The organism is Acinetobacter sp. LUNF3 (assembly GCF_022699605.1).
GTDB classification, from domain to species: Bacteria; Pseudomonadota; Gammaproteobacteria; order Pseudomonadales; family Moraxellaceae; genus Acinetobacter; species Acinetobacter johnsonii.
In genome coordinates this window covers 3,190,386-3,208,134 of sequence record NZ_CP093968.1, presented here as the reverse complement: position 1 = coordinate 3,208,134, position 17,749 = coordinate 3,190,386, and the positions used below count along the sequence as shown (strand labels likewise).

16 protein-coding genes are annotated in these 17,749 nt (G+C 44.6%); 7 read left to right on the top strand and 9 right to left on the bottom strand.

Annotated elements, in window-relative coordinates; genetic code table 11:
- Window positions 1–148 precede the first annotated feature (148 nt).
- Entirely contained in the window at window positions 149–997 is an 849-nt protein-coding gene (locus MN200_RS15675; RefSeq protein WP_004691799.1) for a sulfurtransferase, read from the top strand.
- On the top strand, window positions 994–1,845 hold the full coding sequence (gene asd / locus MN200_RS15670; RefSeq protein ID WP_058870546.1) for an archaetidylserine decarboxylase: 852 nt from the start codon (window positions 994–996) through the stop codon (window positions 1,843–1,845). The genes MN200_RS15675 and asd overlap by 4 nt, the downstream gene beginning before the upstream one ends.
- Before the next feature lie 98 nt (window positions 1,846–1,943).
- Here the strand turns inward: asd and phoR are convergent, their stop codons facing one another.
- The 3 genes from phoR to MN200_RS15655 form a co-directional block, all read right to left on the bottom strand.
- Window positions 1,944–3,302 (bottom strand): phosphate regulon sensor histidine kinase PhoR, encoded by a 1,359-nt coding sequence (gene phoR / locus MN200_RS15665; protein ID WP_004691795.1) that lies wholly within the window; start codon window positions 3,300–3,302, stop codon window positions 1,944–1,946.
- 9 nt (window positions 3,303–3,311) lie between these two features.
- A complete protein-coding gene (phoB, locus tag MN200_RS15660) occupies window positions 3,312–4,022 on the bottom strand; it encodes a phosphate regulon transcriptional regulator PhoB (RefSeq protein ID WP_004691794.1) in 711 nt (236 codons plus the stop codon).
- A 214-nt stretch (window positions 4,023–4,236) separates the two neighbouring features.
- Window positions 4,237–4,935 (bottom strand): TetR family transcriptional regulator, encoded by a 699-nt coding sequence (locus tag MN200_RS15655; RefSeq protein ID WP_114392638.1) that lies wholly within the window; start codon window positions 4,933–4,935, stop codon window positions 4,237–4,239.
- A 203-nt stretch (window positions 4,936–5,138) separates the two neighbouring features.
- Here MN200_RS15655 and MN200_RS15650 point away from each other — a divergent pair, with 203 nt between their 5' ends.
- On the top strand, window positions 5,139–5,978 hold the full coding sequence (locus tag MN200_RS15650) for an SDR family NAD(P)-dependent oxidoreductase (protein ID WP_058870544.1): 840 nt from the start codon (window positions 5,139–5,141) through the stop codon (window positions 5,976–5,978).
- A gap of 98 nt (window positions 5,979–6,076) precedes the next feature.
- On the opposite strand, the gene MN200_RS15645 is transcribed toward MN200_RS15650, so the two are convergent.
- The 5 genes from MN200_RS15645 to MN200_RS15625 all read right to left on the bottom strand — a co-directional run bounded on the left by MN200_RS15645 (window position 6,077) and on the right by MN200_RS15625 (window position 11,310).
- Window positions 6,077–7,444, bottom strand: coding sequence for an MATE family efflux transporter (locus tag MN200_RS15645; RefSeq protein ID WP_058870543.1), 1,368 nt, complete (start codon window positions 7,442–7,444; stop codon window positions 6,077–6,079).
- Window positions 7,445–7,568: 124 nt separating this feature from the next.
- Entirely contained in the window at window positions 7,569–8,726 is a 1,158-nt protein-coding gene (locus MN200_RS15640) for a methionine aminotransferase (RefSeq protein WP_058870542.1), read from the bottom strand.
- A gap of 112 nt (window positions 8,727–8,838) precedes the next feature.
- On the bottom strand, window positions 8,839–10,146 hold the full coding sequence (locus MN200_RS15635; protein WP_058870541.1) for a DUF445 domain-containing protein: 1,308 nt from the start codon (window positions 10,144–10,146) through the stop codon (window positions 8,839–8,841).
- 16 nt (window positions 10,147–10,162) lie between these two features.
- Window positions 10,163–10,732, bottom strand: coding sequence for a hypothetical protein (locus MN200_RS15630; RefSeq protein ID WP_058870540.1), 570 nt, complete (start codon window positions 10,730–10,732; stop codon window positions 10,163–10,165).
- A gap of 38 nt (window positions 10,733–10,770) precedes the next feature.
- Entirely contained in the window at window positions 10,771–11,310 is a 540-nt protein-coding gene (locus MN200_RS15625) for a DUF924 family protein (RefSeq protein ID WP_058870539.1), read from the bottom strand.
- A gap of 225 nt (window positions 11,311–11,535) precedes the next feature.
- Here MN200_RS15625 and gshA point away from each other — a divergent pair, with 225 nt between their 5' ends.
- A complete protein-coding gene (gene gshA, locus MN200_RS15620) occupies window positions 11,536–13,113 on the top strand; it encodes a glutamate--cysteine ligase (protein WP_058870538.1) in 1,578 nt (525 codons plus the stop codon).
- A 19-nt stretch (window positions 13,114–13,132) separates the two neighbouring features.
- Window positions 13,133–13,648 carry a disulfide bond formation protein B gene (locus tag MN200_RS15615; protein ID WP_058870537.1) on the top strand — a complete coding sequence of 172 codons (516 nt, stop codon included), beginning with the start codon at window positions 13,133–13,135 and terminating at the stop codon, window positions 13,646–13,648.
- A gap of 55 nt (window positions 13,649–13,703) precedes the next feature.
- Here MN200_RS15615 and MN200_RS15610 read toward each other — a convergent pair whose 3' ends face one another.
- On the bottom strand, window positions 13,704–15,035 hold the full coding sequence (locus MN200_RS15610; RefSeq protein WP_058870536.1) for a hypothetical protein: 1,332 nt from the start codon (window positions 15,033–15,035) through the stop codon (window positions 13,704–13,706).
- Between the two features lie 240 nt (window positions 15,036–15,275).
- On the opposite strand from MN200_RS15610, the gene MN200_RS15605 reads away from it, so the two are divergent.
- Together MN200_RS15605 and parE are read left to right on the top strand one after the other, a co-directional pair.
- Window positions 15,276–15,851, top strand: a complete 576-nt coding sequence (locus MN200_RS15605; protein WP_058870594.1) for a YqiA/YcfP family alpha/beta fold hydrolase — start codon at window positions 15,276–15,278, stop codon at window positions 15,849–15,851.
- 14 nt (window positions 15,852–15,865) lie between these two features.
- Window positions 15,866–17,746 carry a DNA topoisomerase IV subunit B gene (gene parE, locus MN200_RS15600; protein ID WP_058870535.1) on the top strand — a complete coding sequence of 627 codons (1,881 nt, stop codon included), beginning with the start codon at window positions 15,866–15,868 and terminating at the stop codon, window positions 17,744–17,746.
- Window positions 17,747–17,749: the final 3 nt, after the last annotated feature.

Genomic DNA, 17,749 nt, shown 5'->3' with positions numbered 1-17,749 from the left:
ATGCCAGAATCCGTTCTGGCATGGTTGTATTAAAAAATTGATGAATAGTGATATCTATAATTCTGCTAAAAGAATGCAAAAAATCAGAATAATTGTAAAAATGAGTTGTGCTAAGATCAAAGCATAATCTGAAAATATACGAAATAATATGACACATTCTGCCTTTGATTTTGGTTTGTTGATAGACGCAGAGCAGTTGGTTCCGCATTTAGGTAATGACAAATTACGCATCGTCGATTTAAGTCGAGCTTCAGTCTATGACCAATTGCATATTCCACATGCTTTACATTTAAAGCCAAAATTTTTGGTGCGCCAAGATGAACAAGCCACCGGCCTACTTCCTGATGTAGAAGGTTTACAAGAGCTGATTCGTTATTTGAATATTTCACCCGAGCATCATGTCGTGGTCTATGATGATGAAGGTGGCGCTTGGGCGGGGCGTTTGATTTGGAATTTACACTGCTTAGGTTTTGAAAATACCAGTCTGCTGAATGGTGGAATTCATGCATGGCTTGCAGCAGGACTTCCAACCACTTCTGAAGTGGAACAGTTTGAACCTGTCAGCGCCTTGGTACAGGTCGACCAAGCCAAAATACAGCAGTATCGAATTGAATATGCTGAGTTATTAGAGAAAGTTCAAAGCAGCCAAGTCCAACTCTGGGACTGCCGCACAGAAGACGAATATACCGGCCTGCGTCTTGCAGCGCGACGCGGCGGTCACATTCCAAATGCACTACATTTTGAATGGAGTACTGCCCTTAACCGTGAAAATCATTTAAGATTGCACCCTTTAGAACGCACGCAGCAACGCTTAGAACAATTGGGTTTTAACTTAAATGAACCTGTGGTGGTGTACTGTCAGTCACATCACCGTTCAGGACTGGCTTATATTTTAGGTCGTTTATTGGGTTGGAATATTCAGGCGTATGACGGTGCGTGGAGTGAATGGGGCAACCGCCTCGACAGTCCTATCATTACCGGAGAGATGCCGTCTTGAGCCTCACATCACGCTTAAAAAAACAAATTTTCATTCAAGCTCAACGTGTTGTACCCCAACATCAGTTATCACGTGTCGTGGGCAGAGTCGCAGCCAGCGAAAATCCGATTGTGAAAAATGCGGTCATCACTGCGTTTAAAGCGCAGTACGGCATTGATATGTCGATTGCTGAGCAGAGTAATGCACTGAAATTCAAGTCCTTTAATGAATTCTTTACCCGTGCATTAAAAGAGGGTGTGCGTGATATTGATACCGATGCGACCAGTATTGTATCGCCTGCGGACGGTGCGATTTCACAGTTGGGTCCCATTGTGGAAGGGGATATTTTCCAAGCCAAAGGGCAAAAATTCACCGTTGATAATTTAATTGCAGATCCGCAGTTGGCTGAACCGTTTAAAAATGGTCAGTTTGCAACGGTGTATTTATCGCCTAAAGATTATCACCGTGTGCATATGCCATTTGCAGGCACATTGACGGAAACCTTATATGTGCCGGGTGAATTGTTCTCGGTCAATCAAACCACTGCTGAAAACATTCCAGGCCTGTTTGCCCGCAATGAACGTATGGTTTGTTTATTTGATACGGAAATCGGCCGTATGGCCGTGGTTCTCGTTGGCGCCATGATTGTGGCGGGGATTGAAACTGTTGCGACAGGAAAAGTGAAGCCTACTGGCCGTTTAGAGCTAAATCAGCATGACTTGTTCTTGGACAAAGGTGCTGAACTCGGTCGTTTCTACCTAGGCTCAACCGCTGTGGTACTGTTTGAAAAAGACAAAATGACGTGGGATGCAGCCTTTAAAGCCAACTCGACTGTGGTGATGGGTGAAGCGATGGGACATACAGTTTAATCGTGTCAGCTCTAGGTCACCGTCCTTGTTAAACGGACGGTGAGAGACAAAAAAAGCACCGATATCGGTGCTTTTTTCATGCTTTTGAAGAAAGAGGCTTATTCAGGATTATAGGTGCGTTCTTTGGGGAAAATCACTTTAAAAATAGAGCCTTGATTTTCTTTGGATTCAATTTCTAAATGAGCTTGGTGTTGCATTAACACATGTTTCACAATTGCTAACCCTAAGCCTGTGCCACCCGTTTGTCGACTGCGCGCGCTGTCAACACGGTAGAAGCGTTCGGTTAAACGGGGCAAGTGCTTAGGATCAATACCGATACCAGTATCTTCCACGGTAAAATAAGCCTGTTCACCATTGTCATGCCAACCCATGGTCACCGTTCCGCCTTTCGGCGTGTATTTGATGGCATTGGTAATCAGGTTACTAAAAGCACTGGCTAATTCCATATCTGAACCGATTAAGTCGCAGTGACTGTCAATGTCGAGATTGAGCGTATGCCCATAATCAATATTATAGGCATGTGCATCGTCATAAAGTTGGTTCATTAAGCTAGGCATGTCAATGATTTGATTTTTAGCAATTTGCTTGTCATTTTCTAGGCGTGACAGTAAGAGCAAATCATTCACCAAGGCATTCATGCGTTTGGCCTGTGCTTGCATTTGGTCAAAGGCCCGCTTCCAACGTGGGTTGAGGTCTTCTTGGTCTGTAAAGGTTTCAATATAACCACTGAGTACCGTCAGTGGTGTACGTAGTTCATGTGAAATATTATCAACAAAGTCTTTACGCATTTGTTCGAGATTATGCATACGGGTCACGTCATAGGCGACCAGTAAGCGACTTTCTCCACCAAATCGGGTCATTTTGACTTGAACATAATGTTCATCAAAACTGGATGACTTCATTTTTAAGCCATCTGGTGCCGCATCAATATTATTGTAATAATCCACAAAACTCGGTTGGCGTAATAAAGTCAAAATATTACGGCCACGGTCATTTTGTTCGATGCCTAATAACCGTTCTGCGGCAGGGTTCCACCATTCAATTTGTTGCATGTCATCGATCAGCACCACGGCTTCTTGCAAAGCGACCAATGATGACTGCGCCCGATCAATCAACCCGACCATTTCCGCTTGTACAATCCGTTCTTGGCGCTGTGCCCGATAGACATTGAACAATAATGCTCCCCAAATGCCCCCAAGGTTGGGTGGAACTTCGTAGGGACGATTGGAAATCCAGTCATTGACCAAATACAAAGAGCGCATTTGCAGAATGAAAAAAACGGCAAAAGCAAAGGAGATACACGTCCAAAAATAACCGACGCCAAAGCCAATCAAGCTTGCAATCAGCAAGAAAAAGGCAAGGAGACGTAAGTCCTGTTTGGCAAAGCCCCATAAACTGCTGTATCGCGTTTTTTTATGCTCGCGCGCAAGTTCAGGGACCGGGTAGGGTTCATACATAAAACAAAATTAACCTAGGGCGATATCCGCACGTGTAGAGAATCGATAGCCTGTACCCCGAACTGTTTGCACAAAGCGATCCGCAGCATAAGGCTCAAGCACTTTACGTAAACGGCGAATATGCACGTCGATGGTACGGTCTTCAATATACACGTTTCCGCCCCAGACTTGGTCAAGAAGTTGTGCACGGGTGTAGGCACGTTCAGGATGAGTCATGAAGAAGGCCAGTAAACGATACTCAGTTGGCCCCATGTCGAGGAAATTATTGCCAAAGCTTACCCGTTGGCTGACAGGGTCTAAGATTAAGCCATTGGCATCAATTGATTTTTCACCACTGAGTGCGTTAGCGCGGCGTAAAACGGCTTTAATGCGTGAAACCAATTCACGGGTCGAAAACGGTTTGGTCATGTAGTCATCTGCACCAGCGTCCAGACCTTGTACTTTATGGTCTTCTTCACCACGTGCCGTGAGCATAATCACTGGAATTTCAGAGAGATTTTCATCGCGCTTGAGACGGCGACATAAGTCTACACCACTCACACCACCGGGCATCATCCAGTCGAGCAAGATCAAAGCAGGACGCTGATCCACAATCATTTGGTGGGCTTGTTTTGCATCTTCTGCTTGTAAGCATTGAAAGCCTGCCATATCCAACGAGGTGTGAATCATTTCTCGAATGGGAAGTTCATCATCGACGATTAAAATGTAGTCATCTTTCACAACGCAATATCCTATTGTAGGTAACGGCAGGCCGTTTTAATTTTATGACAGGCTTATTACAAAGATTAATTATGACAGTATCATTGCAAAAAACAGACGATTGATGAAATTTGCAAAAAAATGTGACAAAAAATCGTCATATTAGGATTCAAAATTAATGGAAGTTTAATCTAAATTGCATTCGGAAATGCCGATTGCATCCAACTGAAAAGCCTTAGACATCCAATTTTAACCGTGTATTCGGGTCTGAAAAGGTTTCTAGGAGTGAAATAAACACAATACGGCTGGAGGTTAACACTTCTTCAAAGGATTGTTTAAACCCACTGACCACCCAACGGATCGCAATTTGCGTAACATAGCCATTGAGGCCTGTGGCGACCAGCGAAATTTCTCGTTCGGAGCGGTTAATTTGCGGCATCATTAGCATCACAAAGGCTTGAATCATCCGGTCAAAACGGGTCATGGTTTCATGAATAGTGGCTTGGTTATGTAATTCTTGGACCAACATCGCATCGATATAAATAATACGCGCCATGCGGGGATTGTCTTTTAGTGTGGTGAGTAAAGCACGTAGTCCAGCATCAATCATTTTATGTGGATCAGATGAGGCTTGCATGATGGCTTGCATGACATTGTGCTGTAACTCATCGATCAGCTTTAAAAAAATGGTTTGAAACAGTTGCTCACTTTTTTTAAACGACTCATAAAAATAACGTTCAGTAAGTTTGGCTTCATTACAAATATCTTTCACCGTCACGGCAAAAAAGCCGTGAGTGCCGTAGGCTTCAATTCCTGCTTCAATCAGTTTTTCACGACGCAGCTGTTTACGCTCAGAAAGCGATAAGCCCTTGAATTGTCTTTCTTTGGTTTTATTGTTATCGCTGTTTTGTTGTACTGCTTCAGATGCCGTCATTAGATTTCATCGCCTTATTTGAAAGCCAAGGTTTTGCATAGTTTAGCAATAAACCACGACTCTACCTATGCGTAGGCTTTAATCTCTAGCTGGTTTTCATAGACTTTACACTTTTGGCTATTAAATTTATGACAATTGATATTGTCAATTATAAAAAAAGCATCTACAGTCGATGTACAAAGATAAAGGACAACCACAATCTCATGAAGAATTTTAAAAATAAAGTTGCGGCAATTACAGGTGCAGGATCGGGTATTGGCCAACAATTGGCACTTTTATTGGTCAAGGCGGGCTGTCATGTGTCATTGAGTGATGTCAATGAACAAGGGTTGGCGAAAACAGTTGAACTGCTACAAGGCACCAATGTACGTGTCACCACGAAAAAATTAGACGTCTCAGACCGTTTAGCAATGCAAACATGGGCTGAAGAAACCGTACAAAATCATGGTTCTGTGAATATGATTTTTAATAATGCTGGCGTTGCTTTGGGTTCAACCGTAGAAGGTGCATCCTATGAAGAGCTGGAATGGATCGTGGGGATTAATTTCTGGGGTGTGGTCTATGGCACCAAAGAGTTTTTGCCTTATATTAAAAAGACAGGCGATGGACATATCATCAATATTTCCAGTCTATTTGGTCTGACCGCTCAACCGACTCAATCTGCTTACAATGCCACTAAGTTTGCGGTGCGTGGCTTTACCGAGTCATTACGCCAAGAGTTAGATATGGAAAACTCTGGCGTGAGCGCATTGTGCGTGCATCCGGGTGGGATTCGAACCAATATTGCCAATGCTGCCAAAGTGAATGACAGCTTGCGTAGCATCGGGATGAACCCTGAGAAGTCTGCGCAAACCTTTGATAAATTATTACGCTGTCCACCTGAAGAAGCAGCGCGTCAAATTTTAGAGGCGGTACAAAAAGACAAGCGTCGTTTATTGATTGGCAATGATGCTAAAACGCTAGATTTGATTCAGCGCATCTTACCAACGGGCTACCAAAAAGTGACGGCTTTTGCGACCAAATTAAGCCAAAGAAAGTCTTAATGTCGTGATGTAAAAAAACCGCCTTGGCGGGTTTTTTTATGCTTAATTTTAAAGAGTGTTGTGATCAAAAACGTCTTCTATCAAATATCTATTTAGCTTTAAATGAGCGTTTCAATGGTCTTTTTCTTCCAAACAAATTGATAATAAAGTCCTTGCATGATGCATAAGCTGACAAAGGCCAGAGCATAAGCATACCAAATCCCTTGCAGTCCCCACCATTCACTAAATAAGTAGGCACAGGGCACTTCAATCGCAATAATCGCAATGATATTGATGATCATGGGCATGGTGACTGTACCACTGGCCCGCATAATGGAGGCAAAAATGGCACTGGCACCAAAGAATAAAATGGACCACAGCACAATAAATAACAGCTGCTGCCCCAGCTCAACGACTGCATGGTCCGTGATAAAAAGTGCCATGAGGTATTTGGAGAAGAGGTAGGCCAAAACCACCAAAGAGCCCGTAATGATAATGTTCATGCCGAGCGCGGTACGTGTGACTTTGGCCAATAACTCGGACTTGCCTGCGCCAATGGCTTGTGCACCAAAAATCGATGCAGCAATGGCAATCGACAGGGCGGGGAATTGAATATAATTCAGAACCTGATTGACCGCACCATAGGCTGCGGTCGCATCGGCCCCATGGCGGTTGACTAGGCCCACAATCACAAGACCCGCAACCGAGGTGGTGATCATTTGAATGCCTGTTGGAACCCCTAAGCGCAGAATGATTTTACTCAGCTGGCGGTCAAAGCGAATATGACGTAGCAGTTGTGCATCGAGTCTGAGTGGGTGCTGTTTATAGTTCAAATAGAAATACAAAAAGGTCAGCACGGAAACAAAGCCTAAAATGGTCGCAATAGCAGGCGCAACAATCCCCAGTTTTGGAAAGCCGAAATAACCAGCAATCAGAACTGGCGTGACACAGAATCCAATTAAGATGGTCATGCCAGAGGCAATCAGTGGTGTCGTGCTGTCTCCGACACCGCGTAAAATTGAGGTATAAATAATATATACAAACAGTAAAGGGCTACCTGCCAACATCCATTGCACATAAGGTAACGAGAGATGCATGACGTCTTCATCGATACCTAAAGCCGATAAAATTGGTCGCGCAAAAATCACCCCTAAAAATGCAATAAAGCTGCCACCAATGAGGGTCATAAAAATAGTGGAGCCGACTACCGCACGGACTTTTTCAATATTTTGTGCGCCCCATGCTTGACCAACCAAGACGGTAGAACCCGCAGATAGCCCAATTACGAAGGCCATTAAGCAAAATAGGATGGGGAAGAACACTGCAACCGCTGCAATCGCCTGCACACCCATCATCTGTCCGACAAAGATGGTATTAATTGTACCCGACAGATTTTGCAGAATATTGGTGGCAATCAAAGGCATCAGGAAAATAAAAAAGGCTTTCCATAGCTTTTGTTGTTGCACCAATGGGGCATGTGCTGACATAAGTCATCCTGAGGTTATTTTTATTACATTTCTAAGGCTTACCCTAGCATAGTTCAGTGTTGAAAAGCCGATGTATTTCAGTAAGCGAAGCCTGTTCTTGTGCAAAAGCAAAGCTGAAAAAAATTTATACGCTTTGCAAAATTTCAGCTGCCTGAGCCAAGGTTTGATCGGTCTTGGCAAAGCAAAAACGAATCATGCGTAGTGCTTCTGGCACCTGCTGATAAAACACCGAAACAGGAATGCCAACAATGCCATGCTGCTCTGCCAGAAAGCGGCAAAATTCAACATCGTTTAAATCGGGACGAATGTGGCTGTAGTCGACATTTTGAAAGTAAGTGCCTTGCGAAGGCAACCATTGAAAGCGTGAACCAGTTAAACCCTCAATAAAACGATCGCGTTTTGCTTGATAAAAGCCCGCTAAGTTTTGAATATGCTCAGGATGTTGCTGCATATAATTGGCTAACGCCAGTTGTACAGGGGTCACTCCGCAGAAGTTGGCAAACTGATAGACCTGACGGAACAGTTGCATCAGCGCAGGTGTAGCAACGCAGTAGCCCGTTTTCCAGCCCGTCACATGAAAAGTTTTGCCAAAGGAACCCACCACCACACTGCGTTCACGCAGTTCAGGAAAAGACAGCGCGGAATAGTGACGTTGGCCATCAAATACCAGATGTTCATAGACTTCATCAGACAGGACTAAAATATTGCTGTCGCGAATCAGTTCAATCAGGGTGAGCCAATCTTGCTTGCTCCAAATGGCACCACTCGGGTTATGTGGCGTGTTGATAATGATCAGTTTGGTTTTGGCCGTGATGGCTGATTTGACCTGCTCCCAATCGACCGAAAAATGCGGTGCTTGGAGCGCAATATGAATGGCTTTGCCCCCAACCAAAGCCACACTTGGCGCATAGCTGTCATAACTGGGGTCGAAAATGATGACTTCATCATCCGCATGGACTACGGCTTGAATGGTGGCAAAAAGGCCAATCGTTGCACCTGGGGTGATGGTAATTTCAGTCATCGGGTCAAGCTGAATCTGATCGCGTTGTGCAAATTGCTGCGCCAGTTGCTCGCGTAACAACCAGACCCCATCGCCCGGAGCATACTGATTGAAACCACTTTGAGTTGCCTGTGCTAAAGCTTCCAGCAGTTCAGCAGGAGCTTCGAAGTCTGGAAAACCTTGGGATAGATTTAGGGCATTTAAGCGCTGTGCCATGGCAGTCATGGTACTGAAAATAGTGACGCCTTGTGCAGGCAGTTTAGATGAAGGCAACTGAATCATGAATGCTTAAAAGTGTCTAAATATCAGCCCAAAATAGCATATTCATCCCCTTTTACTTATGCAAATTTTGCATGTAGGGCAGGGGTGAAGCATGCATTTTTGTGGATTGCTTTTATAAGAGTTGTTCAACTGCCGCGCGAATAATCCCCAGTGCTAAGCCAATAAATGCACCGACCACCACACCATTGACCCGAATCATATGCAAGTCGCCACCGACTTCATTTTCGATCTTGTCAATCATCACACTGGAGTCCCATTCGTGAATACGTTCGCTGATAAAACGAATGACTTTTTCACTGTATTGGTCACTGAGATTGACCGCAATGCCGCTGAGGCGTTGATTAAGCAAGTCTCTGACGGCTTGATTCGAGATGATGTTTTCCCCGATTTGTTGAATGGATACACGGATGTTGTGAGCAATGCCAGAGTCTGGTTTTTGTAGGTCTTGTTTAATGGCATCACATAAAATGACCACTGCACCGCTAATAAAATTCAGCACTTGTGGGCTATCTAGCAGGGCATCTTTGGTTTGGTTTAAACGCTGGCTGGCTTTACTGTCTGTGTCTGCCAGTTCGAGCATGAGCGCGTGCCCTATCGCTTCAATCTTTTGACGCCACGGATGCTCAGGATCGGCCAACATCGATTCGACCCGTTGAATGAGTGAGTCGATGGTTCTTTGCTGCACATCGATGCCAATCCAACTGGCCCCTTTGGCCAGTTTCCAAACCCCGAGTTCTTTGAACAAGGTTCGGGTCAACTCACGACTTTGTTCAGGATGTTGGGTCATCCAATCATGCGCCAAGTCGAGTCCGCGTTGTAATACATCTTGATGGAAATCATTTTCTAGTACTGCACGCAGCATTTCACTGGCCAAATGATTGACTTGAGTGTTGCGCACCCACTGCACGCTGTTACTTTGAATAAAGCGTCCGATTTGTTCTTGGCCCACAAATTCAAAGACTTTAGGCACCGTTTGTTGAATGACTTGGGTGACTTGCAGATTGTTTTGTGGGTTGGCAAGCCATTGGCCAACCGCCAAAGACAGGTCGGTACTTTGCAGGCTTTTTTCCACCACTTGTGGAGAAAGAAAATTCTCTTGTACAAAGCGGCCCATAGACTCTGCAATACGGTCTTTGTTACGGGGAATAATTTCGGTGTGATCGCGTAAAAACTTTGGAATTGGCATTTTCCCAAAGGGATTACGGAACAGCACAGTAATGGCATACCAGTCAGCCAAGCCGCCGACTACACCTGCTTCGGCGGATAACATTAAAATATGAATGATCCAAACCTTGTCTGTGGGGACAAACTTGGCAACGACCATCAGCAGCAGCCATGTCACGACTGCCGTGATTAGGGCAATGGTGGCAAAACGTTTGCTGCGTTTCAGACTCGATGGGACGGCTTGAGGTTCATTCATAGGCAGGCTCTATGCTTTATTTACTGGTCGACGCTGGACTGCTCGGTTCAGGCGGTGGGAGCACTTCACCGGTTGGACTCAAACCGTATTTTCCACCCAGCGATTTTAAAATCAGCGTGGCATCAAAGGCATCGCTTGGTGCCGATTTTTGGTCTTTAAAGCATTGAATGCTGTATGACACTTGCACGGGGTCAATGTCGACTACACGTGGGACATCATAGAACGGATCAGGCCAAAAGGCAGGATGGCGAGAATAATAACCATATGGGTAATAAGGCATTGGGTTTGAATACACCACGGCCTGCCTTGGTGGTTGGTTTTGGTTGCTCGGGTCATTCAGTACTTTAAAGAAGCGATAACCATTTTGCACTGTGGTTTGCGCAGCTTTGACCAGCGTAATTTCTTCAGCCGTGCCATAGCTCATATTTGGGCGAGCTTGGAAGCTGATGCGATAAGTCGAGGTGTTTAAAGGCGTATTAGTAAACCGACCTAACTGGTCGAAGGTTAAGGGCTTTGAGGGGGTAGAGGCACAACCTACTAAACTCAGACCCGTCGCCAGTGCACAGGCGATTAAAATTTTCTTCATGAGATAGACTCCTTAGCACAGAGGGAGAAGCCGAACAGTTAAAAATGGCTGTTGGGCCGAGTCAAAAAATCCAGTTCTTCTTGGCTTGAATTGCGGCCAAGGACTTGGTTCCGATGCGGATAGCGTCCAAAACGCTCGATAATCACTTTGTGACGCTGTTCAAAATCGAGGTTAATCGGATTGCCTAAGTCTTCGAATAATTTTAAAGCATATTGATGAATAAGTTTTGATTCACTATGCATAAAGGGCATATATAAAAAACTACGTTGTATGGGTGGCAGCGCTGCATCCAGTTGTAGCGTGATGGCTTCTTGCGACAAAGCTAAGGCCAAGGCATCTTGAGCAAAGGCCAAAGGACTGTTCCGATACAGGTTTCTCGACAGTTGGTCGAGCACAATAATTTCAGCCAAACGCCCTTCAGCACTACTGCGCCAAGACCATAGCTCAGCATACGCCGCTTGTTGATGAATTGTCTTAAATTTTTCTTCGATGAGTTTATCGAATGCATCATTTTGGCTAAACCACCAGTTTTGGTTTTTGGGATCGAACCAAAAATCTAAAATTTCGTGATAATTCATAAAGTTTACAATTCTTTAGCATTTATTCTTCAATACAATCACACTTTTGACATGTCTAATAGCGTAACTTTGTGATAAATATTTTCCGAAAAAATAGAACAGATGGTTTACTTGAAAATAGGACTGGGTGTAATGTGCCGAATTAAAATCACGTTATACTGATATAAACTGATGATTTTATTTTATTCGTCGTTGTAATTGTTTCTTCCAAAAAGTGAGATTGTAATGGGTCAACCCGCATCTAAATCTACAGCTGTGTTACCGACTTGGGTCAATTCATCACTTTTGCAAGGGATGTTACGCGGGATTGAGCGTGAAAGTCTGCGCATGCAAAGTGATGGTTTTTTATCACAAGCCGATCACCCTCAAGCTTTGGGTTCTGCGCTGACTCATCCACATATCACGACGGATTATTCAGAAGCTTTATTAGAGTTTATTACGCCACCCCAGCCCAGCATTAGCGAGGCGTTGCATTATTTAAAAGACATTCATAGCGTGGCGCATCGTCATCTGGAAAATGGTGAAAAGCTCTGGCCGCTGTCGATGCCATGTATGTTGGATGACAATGACGATAAAATTCGCTTAGCCCAATATGGCAGCTCAAATATCGGGAAGTTCAAGACCTTATACCGTCATGGTTTAGGGGTACGTTATGGTCGTCGTATGCAAACCATTTCAGGTTTACACTATAACTTGTCTTTTCCAGATCAACTGTTTGAACAATTACAACAACATGAAACAGATGAAGCACTAAAAGCCTTATCTGCACAAGACTATCGTAGTCACCGCTATTTTGGTTTGATCCGCAATTTTATTCGTCTCACACCGTTGGTGATGTTTTTGGTCGGAGCAAGCCCATCGGTCTGCCAGTGTTTTATGACAGGGCGTGAACATCATCTGTTGCCATTGCTACGCGGGACCTTGTATTTACCGTATGCGACTGCTTTGCGCATGGGACGTTTTGGTTATCAAAACTCAGCACAAAAGCAGCTCGGAATTCATTACAACAATATCGACGGTTATCTCGAAGGCCTACAAAAGGCAGTCAAAACCGCTTATGCACCGTTTAGTCGCTTAGGCCTCAATGATGCGCAGGGCGAACCGATTCAAATTAATGATCATGTATTGCAAATTGAAAATGAGTACTACAGTTTGGTGCGTCCAAAGCAAGTGCCGCTAGCAGGTGAAACGCCATCACAAGCGCTGAGCAATCGTGGTGTCGGTTATGTGGAACTGCGTGCGGTGGATGTGAACCCGTATAGCCCAATTGGGATCAATGAAGATACCGCAGGTTTCTTAGAAGTATTGGCGCTGTATTGCTTACTGCTGGATAGCCCAGATTTATTACCTGCAGAGCAAGATCAAATCGAGAAAAACCAAGCGGAAGTGGTCAATCGTGGTCGTGCACCGAATGCTGCAATTGTTGTGGGTGAGCAATCGTTCCCGATTGAAGCATGGAGTCAGTCTCATTTAGAGGCGATGCAAGAACTGGTTGTGCTGTTAGATCAGTGCTATGACACCACACTGTATAGTAAAGCGATGACAGTCATGCAACAGAGAGTCGCTGAAGTTGATGATACTTTGTCGGCGCAGATGATCGAAGATACTCTGGAAGCGGGTGGGACATGGGGCTTTGGTAGCCAAATGGCTGCACAACATGCATCGAGTTATGAGCGTCATCAGTTGAGTGCAGAGACATGGGCTTATTTTGACGATTTAGCTACGCAATCACTGCAACAACAACAGCAATTAGAGCAAGACAGTCAACTGAGTTTTGAACAGTATCTCGCGCAATTTAGATAAAAAATTAAGAGGATTGACCATGCAATGGAGTTATCGCTTCGTGAGTGGTGTTTTGGTTTTAGCCAGTATCATTGGGATGGCCTTTGCCTTGTATTTAGAGCATGGCCCGCTACAATTAAACCCATGTCCACTCTGTGTGTTCCAACGTGTGGGGCTGATTGGACTGGGGATTATTTCGCTGATTGCCTTTTTGCATAACCCAGCATCGAATGGTTTTAAACGCTTTTATGCATTTTTAGGCAGCCTCTCGATCTTATGGTCGGCCGGTGTGGCAGCACGTCACGTTTGGTTACAGAGCTTACCGCCTGATCAAGTGCCGAGCTGTGGCCCAGGCTTGGATTATTGGTTAGATACGTTGCCGCTGCGTGCTGTGTTTGAACAAGTCTTAACAGGTTCAGGTGAATGTGCGCTGGTAGACTGGACTTTCTTGGGTCAGTCTTTACCTGTGTGGTCTTTGGTGTTTTTTGTGGCACTGGCGTTGATTAGTCTGTGGCAACTGTTGCGTAAATATCCAAGCCACGCGAAGAAAAAATAATAAAGATAAAAAAAGCCAACGTCATGTTGGCTTTTTTATTGGATGTATCAGTGGTTTAGGTGAGTGCAATGCCTTCTAAGTCATCCAGCCCGATCATGTATTCATGCACTTGACCATATTCCGTTTCGGTTGGATTTGGATAGAACCAATTGACGATTTGTTCGGCAACACTGGCATGGGTGTGTAGCTCAAAATGGTTTAAGCCGTAGAAAATGGCTTTATGTGAATCGGGGACTTTCAGTTGAAAGCGTGGATTCATATGCTCGCCTAAGGCACTTTTCACACTGACCAAGTAATCCCCAATCACATTGAGCGCACGATATTTGCGATGTTCAAACTCAATCGTACCTGCCACTAAGAAGGTATTGATATGGGAGGGCAAAGGGGCTGGCTTACGGTTGTCATCAACATGACCAATACGCGCTTCATTATGTTCCCAGTCATCGTCTCGCACACTGCCATGACGTAAGTCTAAAATGCCATTACTGCGAATGTTGACGATATGCCCAATAATTTTGACAAAAGGGAAACGTCCCAGTTTGTCCTGCAAATGAAAGCCAAAACGTTCTAAAGCCGCACCATGATGGGGAGAACCAATACAGACTATGTTTTCCACCACATGAATCCAGCTTTGCATATTTTGTTTGCCGTAGAACAGCGCACTGCGTGAAACCAGTCCACCCATACTGTGTCCAATTAGATCGATTGAGCTAATCCGTGGGTTACGGTTGAGTAAATCTTGTAGTGAGTTGGCAAAGCTACGCCCATTGGCTGAAATACGACGACCCGTGTTGTAGTTGAGATATAGCATGGTATTTTGTGCACGTTGCGCCAGCAGTTTTTCCCCTATACCGCCATAACGCGCCGTGCTCCAGTACAAATGGTTCATGCATAGACCGTGGACCATAATCACCACGCGCCCAGACAACTCGCCTTGCTGGATAGCACCGTAATGATCATAAAATACCATCGGTAGCGCCACAGGGTTGTGATATTTCAGTAAATAGTCGCCCAAAACGCCGTTGATTGCACCGACTAAATAATGCATGGTTGGTGTTAAGGGTTTGCGATGCAAATTTGGAAATTTTTCAATGATATGACGCAAACTTGGCGCCAATAAATAGCTACCGTAGTTTTGCAGGGTATTGAAGGAAAATTGGTAAATTTTTTCAATTGACCGTGTCGACAGAAACTTCTTGGAACTGGTTTCATTCATTCCAAATAAACTGATTAAAATTTCACGTTGAATGGCCTGAATTAAATCATGGACGACATCGCCTAAGCGGTTTGTCACCAACTGAGCAATCCCTTCAAGCAGGTCGGCTTGGCTGGGAGGAGTACGGTCCCATTTACAATAGGTTTCGTGCAGAGGCGTTAAACTTGGCATTTTTTCTACCCTTGAGTTGCTGTGTCGGCAGGGACTTTATTTTTTTCAACGATCACGGTATAAATTCTTAGCACTCTAGCTTATCTAATTCATCTCGAACAACTTTTACAATAGCGATGAATACACAGATGACCTTATTTTTTTGTCTGACAATTTTTATATCCATACAAAATAATACAGTCAGCTGATGCCATCTCTTTTGAGTTCAATAAAAATGATGTAGAAGAGTAAATGTACAGCATGAATATTATTTATTTACATGGCTTTCAAAGCAGTTCTTTATCGATTAAAGGTCAATTGCTGAAACGCTATTGCGAATCTCGTCCACAGTGGAACGTGCATTTGCCAGATTTGAACATGCCGCCATATTTGGCCTTAGAAAAATTGGCCGCCTTGATTCAGGAGTTGGATCAGGTGGTGCTGGTAGGCAGTAGCTTAGGTGGGTTTTATGCGACACAACTGGTCGCGAAGCTGGCAGTACCGGCTGTGCTGATCAATCCAGCTATGCAACCATGGCATTTGTTCCGAGATATATTTGGTGCGACGCAACTGCCCTATAGAGTCAATGAACATTGGACGCTCGATGATGCGCAATTGGACTATTTAGAACAGATTGAACTGCCATTTGTGCAAGATGCAGACAAAATTTTAGTGTTATTGCAACAAGGCGATGAAGTTTTGGATTATCGTGAAGCACAGCGCTATTATAATGGCGCAGCGCTCGTGATCTCGGAAACGCAAGGCAATCATGCGATGGAAGATTTCGCAGACAAAATACCGATGGCATTACAGTTTTTATCGGACTGCTTAAAATAAGGAAACAGTACAACGTGTCTCAATATACGGCTCAATCGCTTGAAGTATTATCTGGTTTAGATCCGGTACGTCGTCGTCCCGGCATGTATACCGATACCACACGCCCAAACCATTTGGCGCAAGAGGTTATTGATAATGCAGTCGATGAGGCACTGGCTGGTCATGCCAACAAAATTACCGTCACCGTTTATAAAGATGGTTCGCTTTCAGTCGAAGACAATGGTCGTGGTATGCCTGTCGATATTCATCCTGAATATGGTCAAAGCGGGATCGAGATCATCCTGACCAAACTGCATGCAGGTGGTAAATTCAGTACCGACAACTACCAGTTCTCAGGTGGTTTGCATGGCGTAGGCATTTCCGTGGTAAATGCCTTATCTAGCCGAGTCGAAGTAGAGGTTCAACGTCAAGGCAACCTCTATCAAATGGCCTTTGAGCAGGGCGAACCGACTGCGCCCTTGACGGTGTTAGAAGGCAAAGCTCCGAAGCGTGCGACAGGAACCACCGTTCACTTTTGGCCTGAAGCTAAATATTTTGATTCACCGAAATTTGCCTTGAAAGCGCTGAAGCACAACTTAAAAGCCAAAGCCGTTTTGGCGGCAGGTTTGCAAATCAATTATGTTGACCAAATCAATGACGAAAAAATCGTTTGGCAATTTGAAAATGGCCTCGTCGATTATTTGATGGATGAAATTGAGGATCGTGAGATTCTGCCTCATCCAGCCTTTGTGGCAACAGGAGATGCCGAGCGTGCCAGTGCCGAATTTGCCATTTGTTGGAATGTCGATGGCGGAGAGTTGGTCCAAGAAAGCTATGTGAACTTGATTCCAACGGCGCAGGGCGGGACTCATGTGAATGGCCTACGCTCAGGTGTAACCGATGCGATGCGTGAGTTTTGTGAACTGCGTAACTTGCTGCCACGCAATATGAAGCTGTCGGCTGAAGACGTTTGGGATGGTGTGAACTATATTTTATCGTTGAAGTTCCAAGAGCCACAGTTTTCAGGCCAAACCAAAGAGCGTTTATCCAGTCGTGAAGCATCGAGTATTGTCCAAAACATTGCCAAAGATGCTTTTGCGCTGTGGTTGAACCAAAACTCCGATATTGCCATGCAGTTGGCGGAAATGGCGATCTCGAAAGCAGGTCGTCGTCTGAAAGCTGCGAAAAAAGTTGAACGTAAGAAAATTGTGGCAGGGCCGACTTTACCCGGAAAATTGTCAGACTGTGTTGGACATACCCTAGAAGAGTCTGAACTGTTCATTGTGGAAGGTGATTCTGCGGGTGGTTCAGCCAAGCAGGCGCGGGATAAAAACTTCCAAGCGATCATGCCTATTCGTGGAAAAATCTTAAATACGTGGGAAGTCTCTTCTGATGAAGTCTTGGCTTCGCAAGAAGTGCATAACATTGCCATTGCGATCGGGGTCGATCCGGGGTCGGATGACTTATCCGAATTACGTTATGGCAAGATCTGTATTTTGGCTGATGCTGACTCAGATGGTCTACACATTGCGACGTTGCTGTGTGCTTTGTTTGTGAAACATTTTCCGATTTTGGTTGAAGAAGGACATCTGTATGTGGCGATGCCACCGCTGTATCGAATTGATGATGCAAAAGATGTGCACTATGCCTTGGACGATGACGAGCTTGAAAGCATGTTGAAAAAATGCAAAACCAAGAACCCGCAAATTACTCGATTTAAAGGTTTGGGTGAAATGAATGCCAGCCAACTGCGTGAAACCACGCTGGATCCAAACACACGCCGTTTGGTGCAGTTAGATTTGGATGACAGTCATTTTACTGCAGGTTTATTGGATAAATTGCTGGCAAAAAAACGTTCGAGTGACCGTAAAGAATGGTTAGAGCAGAAAGGTAACTTGGCCGAGTTGGTGGTTTAATAT

Bases quoted from the DNA above. Each gene is read 5' to 3' on its own strand.
- MN200_RS15675 (WP_004691799.1), top strand. From the start codon at position 149: ATGACACATTCTGCCTTTGATTTTGGTTTGTTGATAGACGCAGAGCAG.
- phoR (WP_004691795.1), bottom strand. From the start codon at position 3,302: ATGTATGAACCCTACCCGGTCCCTGAACTTGCGCGCGAGCATAAAAAA.
- MN200_RS15655 (WP_114392638.1), bottom strand. From the start codon at position 4,935: ATGACGGCATCTGAAGCAGTACAACAAAACAGCGATAACAATAAAACC.
- MN200_RS15650 (WP_058870544.1), top strand. From the start codon at position 5,139: ATGAAGAATTTTAAAAATAAAGTTGCGGCAATTACAGGTGCAGGATCG.
- MN200_RS15645 (WP_058870543.1), bottom strand. From the start codon at position 7,444: ATGTCAGCACATGCCCCATTGGTGCAACAACAAAAGCTATGGAAAGCC.
- MN200_RS15640 (WP_058870542.1), bottom strand. From the start codon at position 8,726: ATGATTCAGTTGCCTTCATCTAAACTGCCTGCACAAGGCGTCACTATT.
- MN200_RS15635 (WP_058870541.1), bottom strand. From the start codon at position 10,146: ATGAATGAACCTCAAGCCGTCCCATCGAGTCTGAAACGCAGCAAACGT.
- MN200_RS15630 (WP_058870540.1), bottom strand. From the start codon at position 10,732: ATGAAGAAAATTTTAATCGCCTGTGCACTGGCGACGGGTCTGAGTTTA.
- MN200_RS15625 (WP_058870539.1), bottom strand. From the start codon at position 11,310: ATGAATTATCACGAAATTTTAGATTTTTGGTTCGATCCCAAAAACCAA.
- gshA (WP_058870538.1), top strand. From the start codon at position 11,536: ATGGGTCAACCCGCATCTAAATCTACAGCTGTGTTACCGACTTGGGTC.
- MN200_RS15615 (WP_058870537.1), top strand. From the start codon at position 13,133: ATGCAATGGAGTTATCGCTTCGTGAGTGGTGTTTTGGTTTTAGCCAGT.
- MN200_RS15610 (WP_058870536.1), bottom strand. From the start codon at position 15,035: ATGCCAAGTTTAACGCCTCTGCACGAAACCTATTGTAAATGGGACCGT.
- MN200_RS15605 (WP_058870594.1), top strand. From the start codon at position 15,276: ATGAATATTATTTATTTACATGGCTTTCAAAGCAGTTCTTTATCGATT.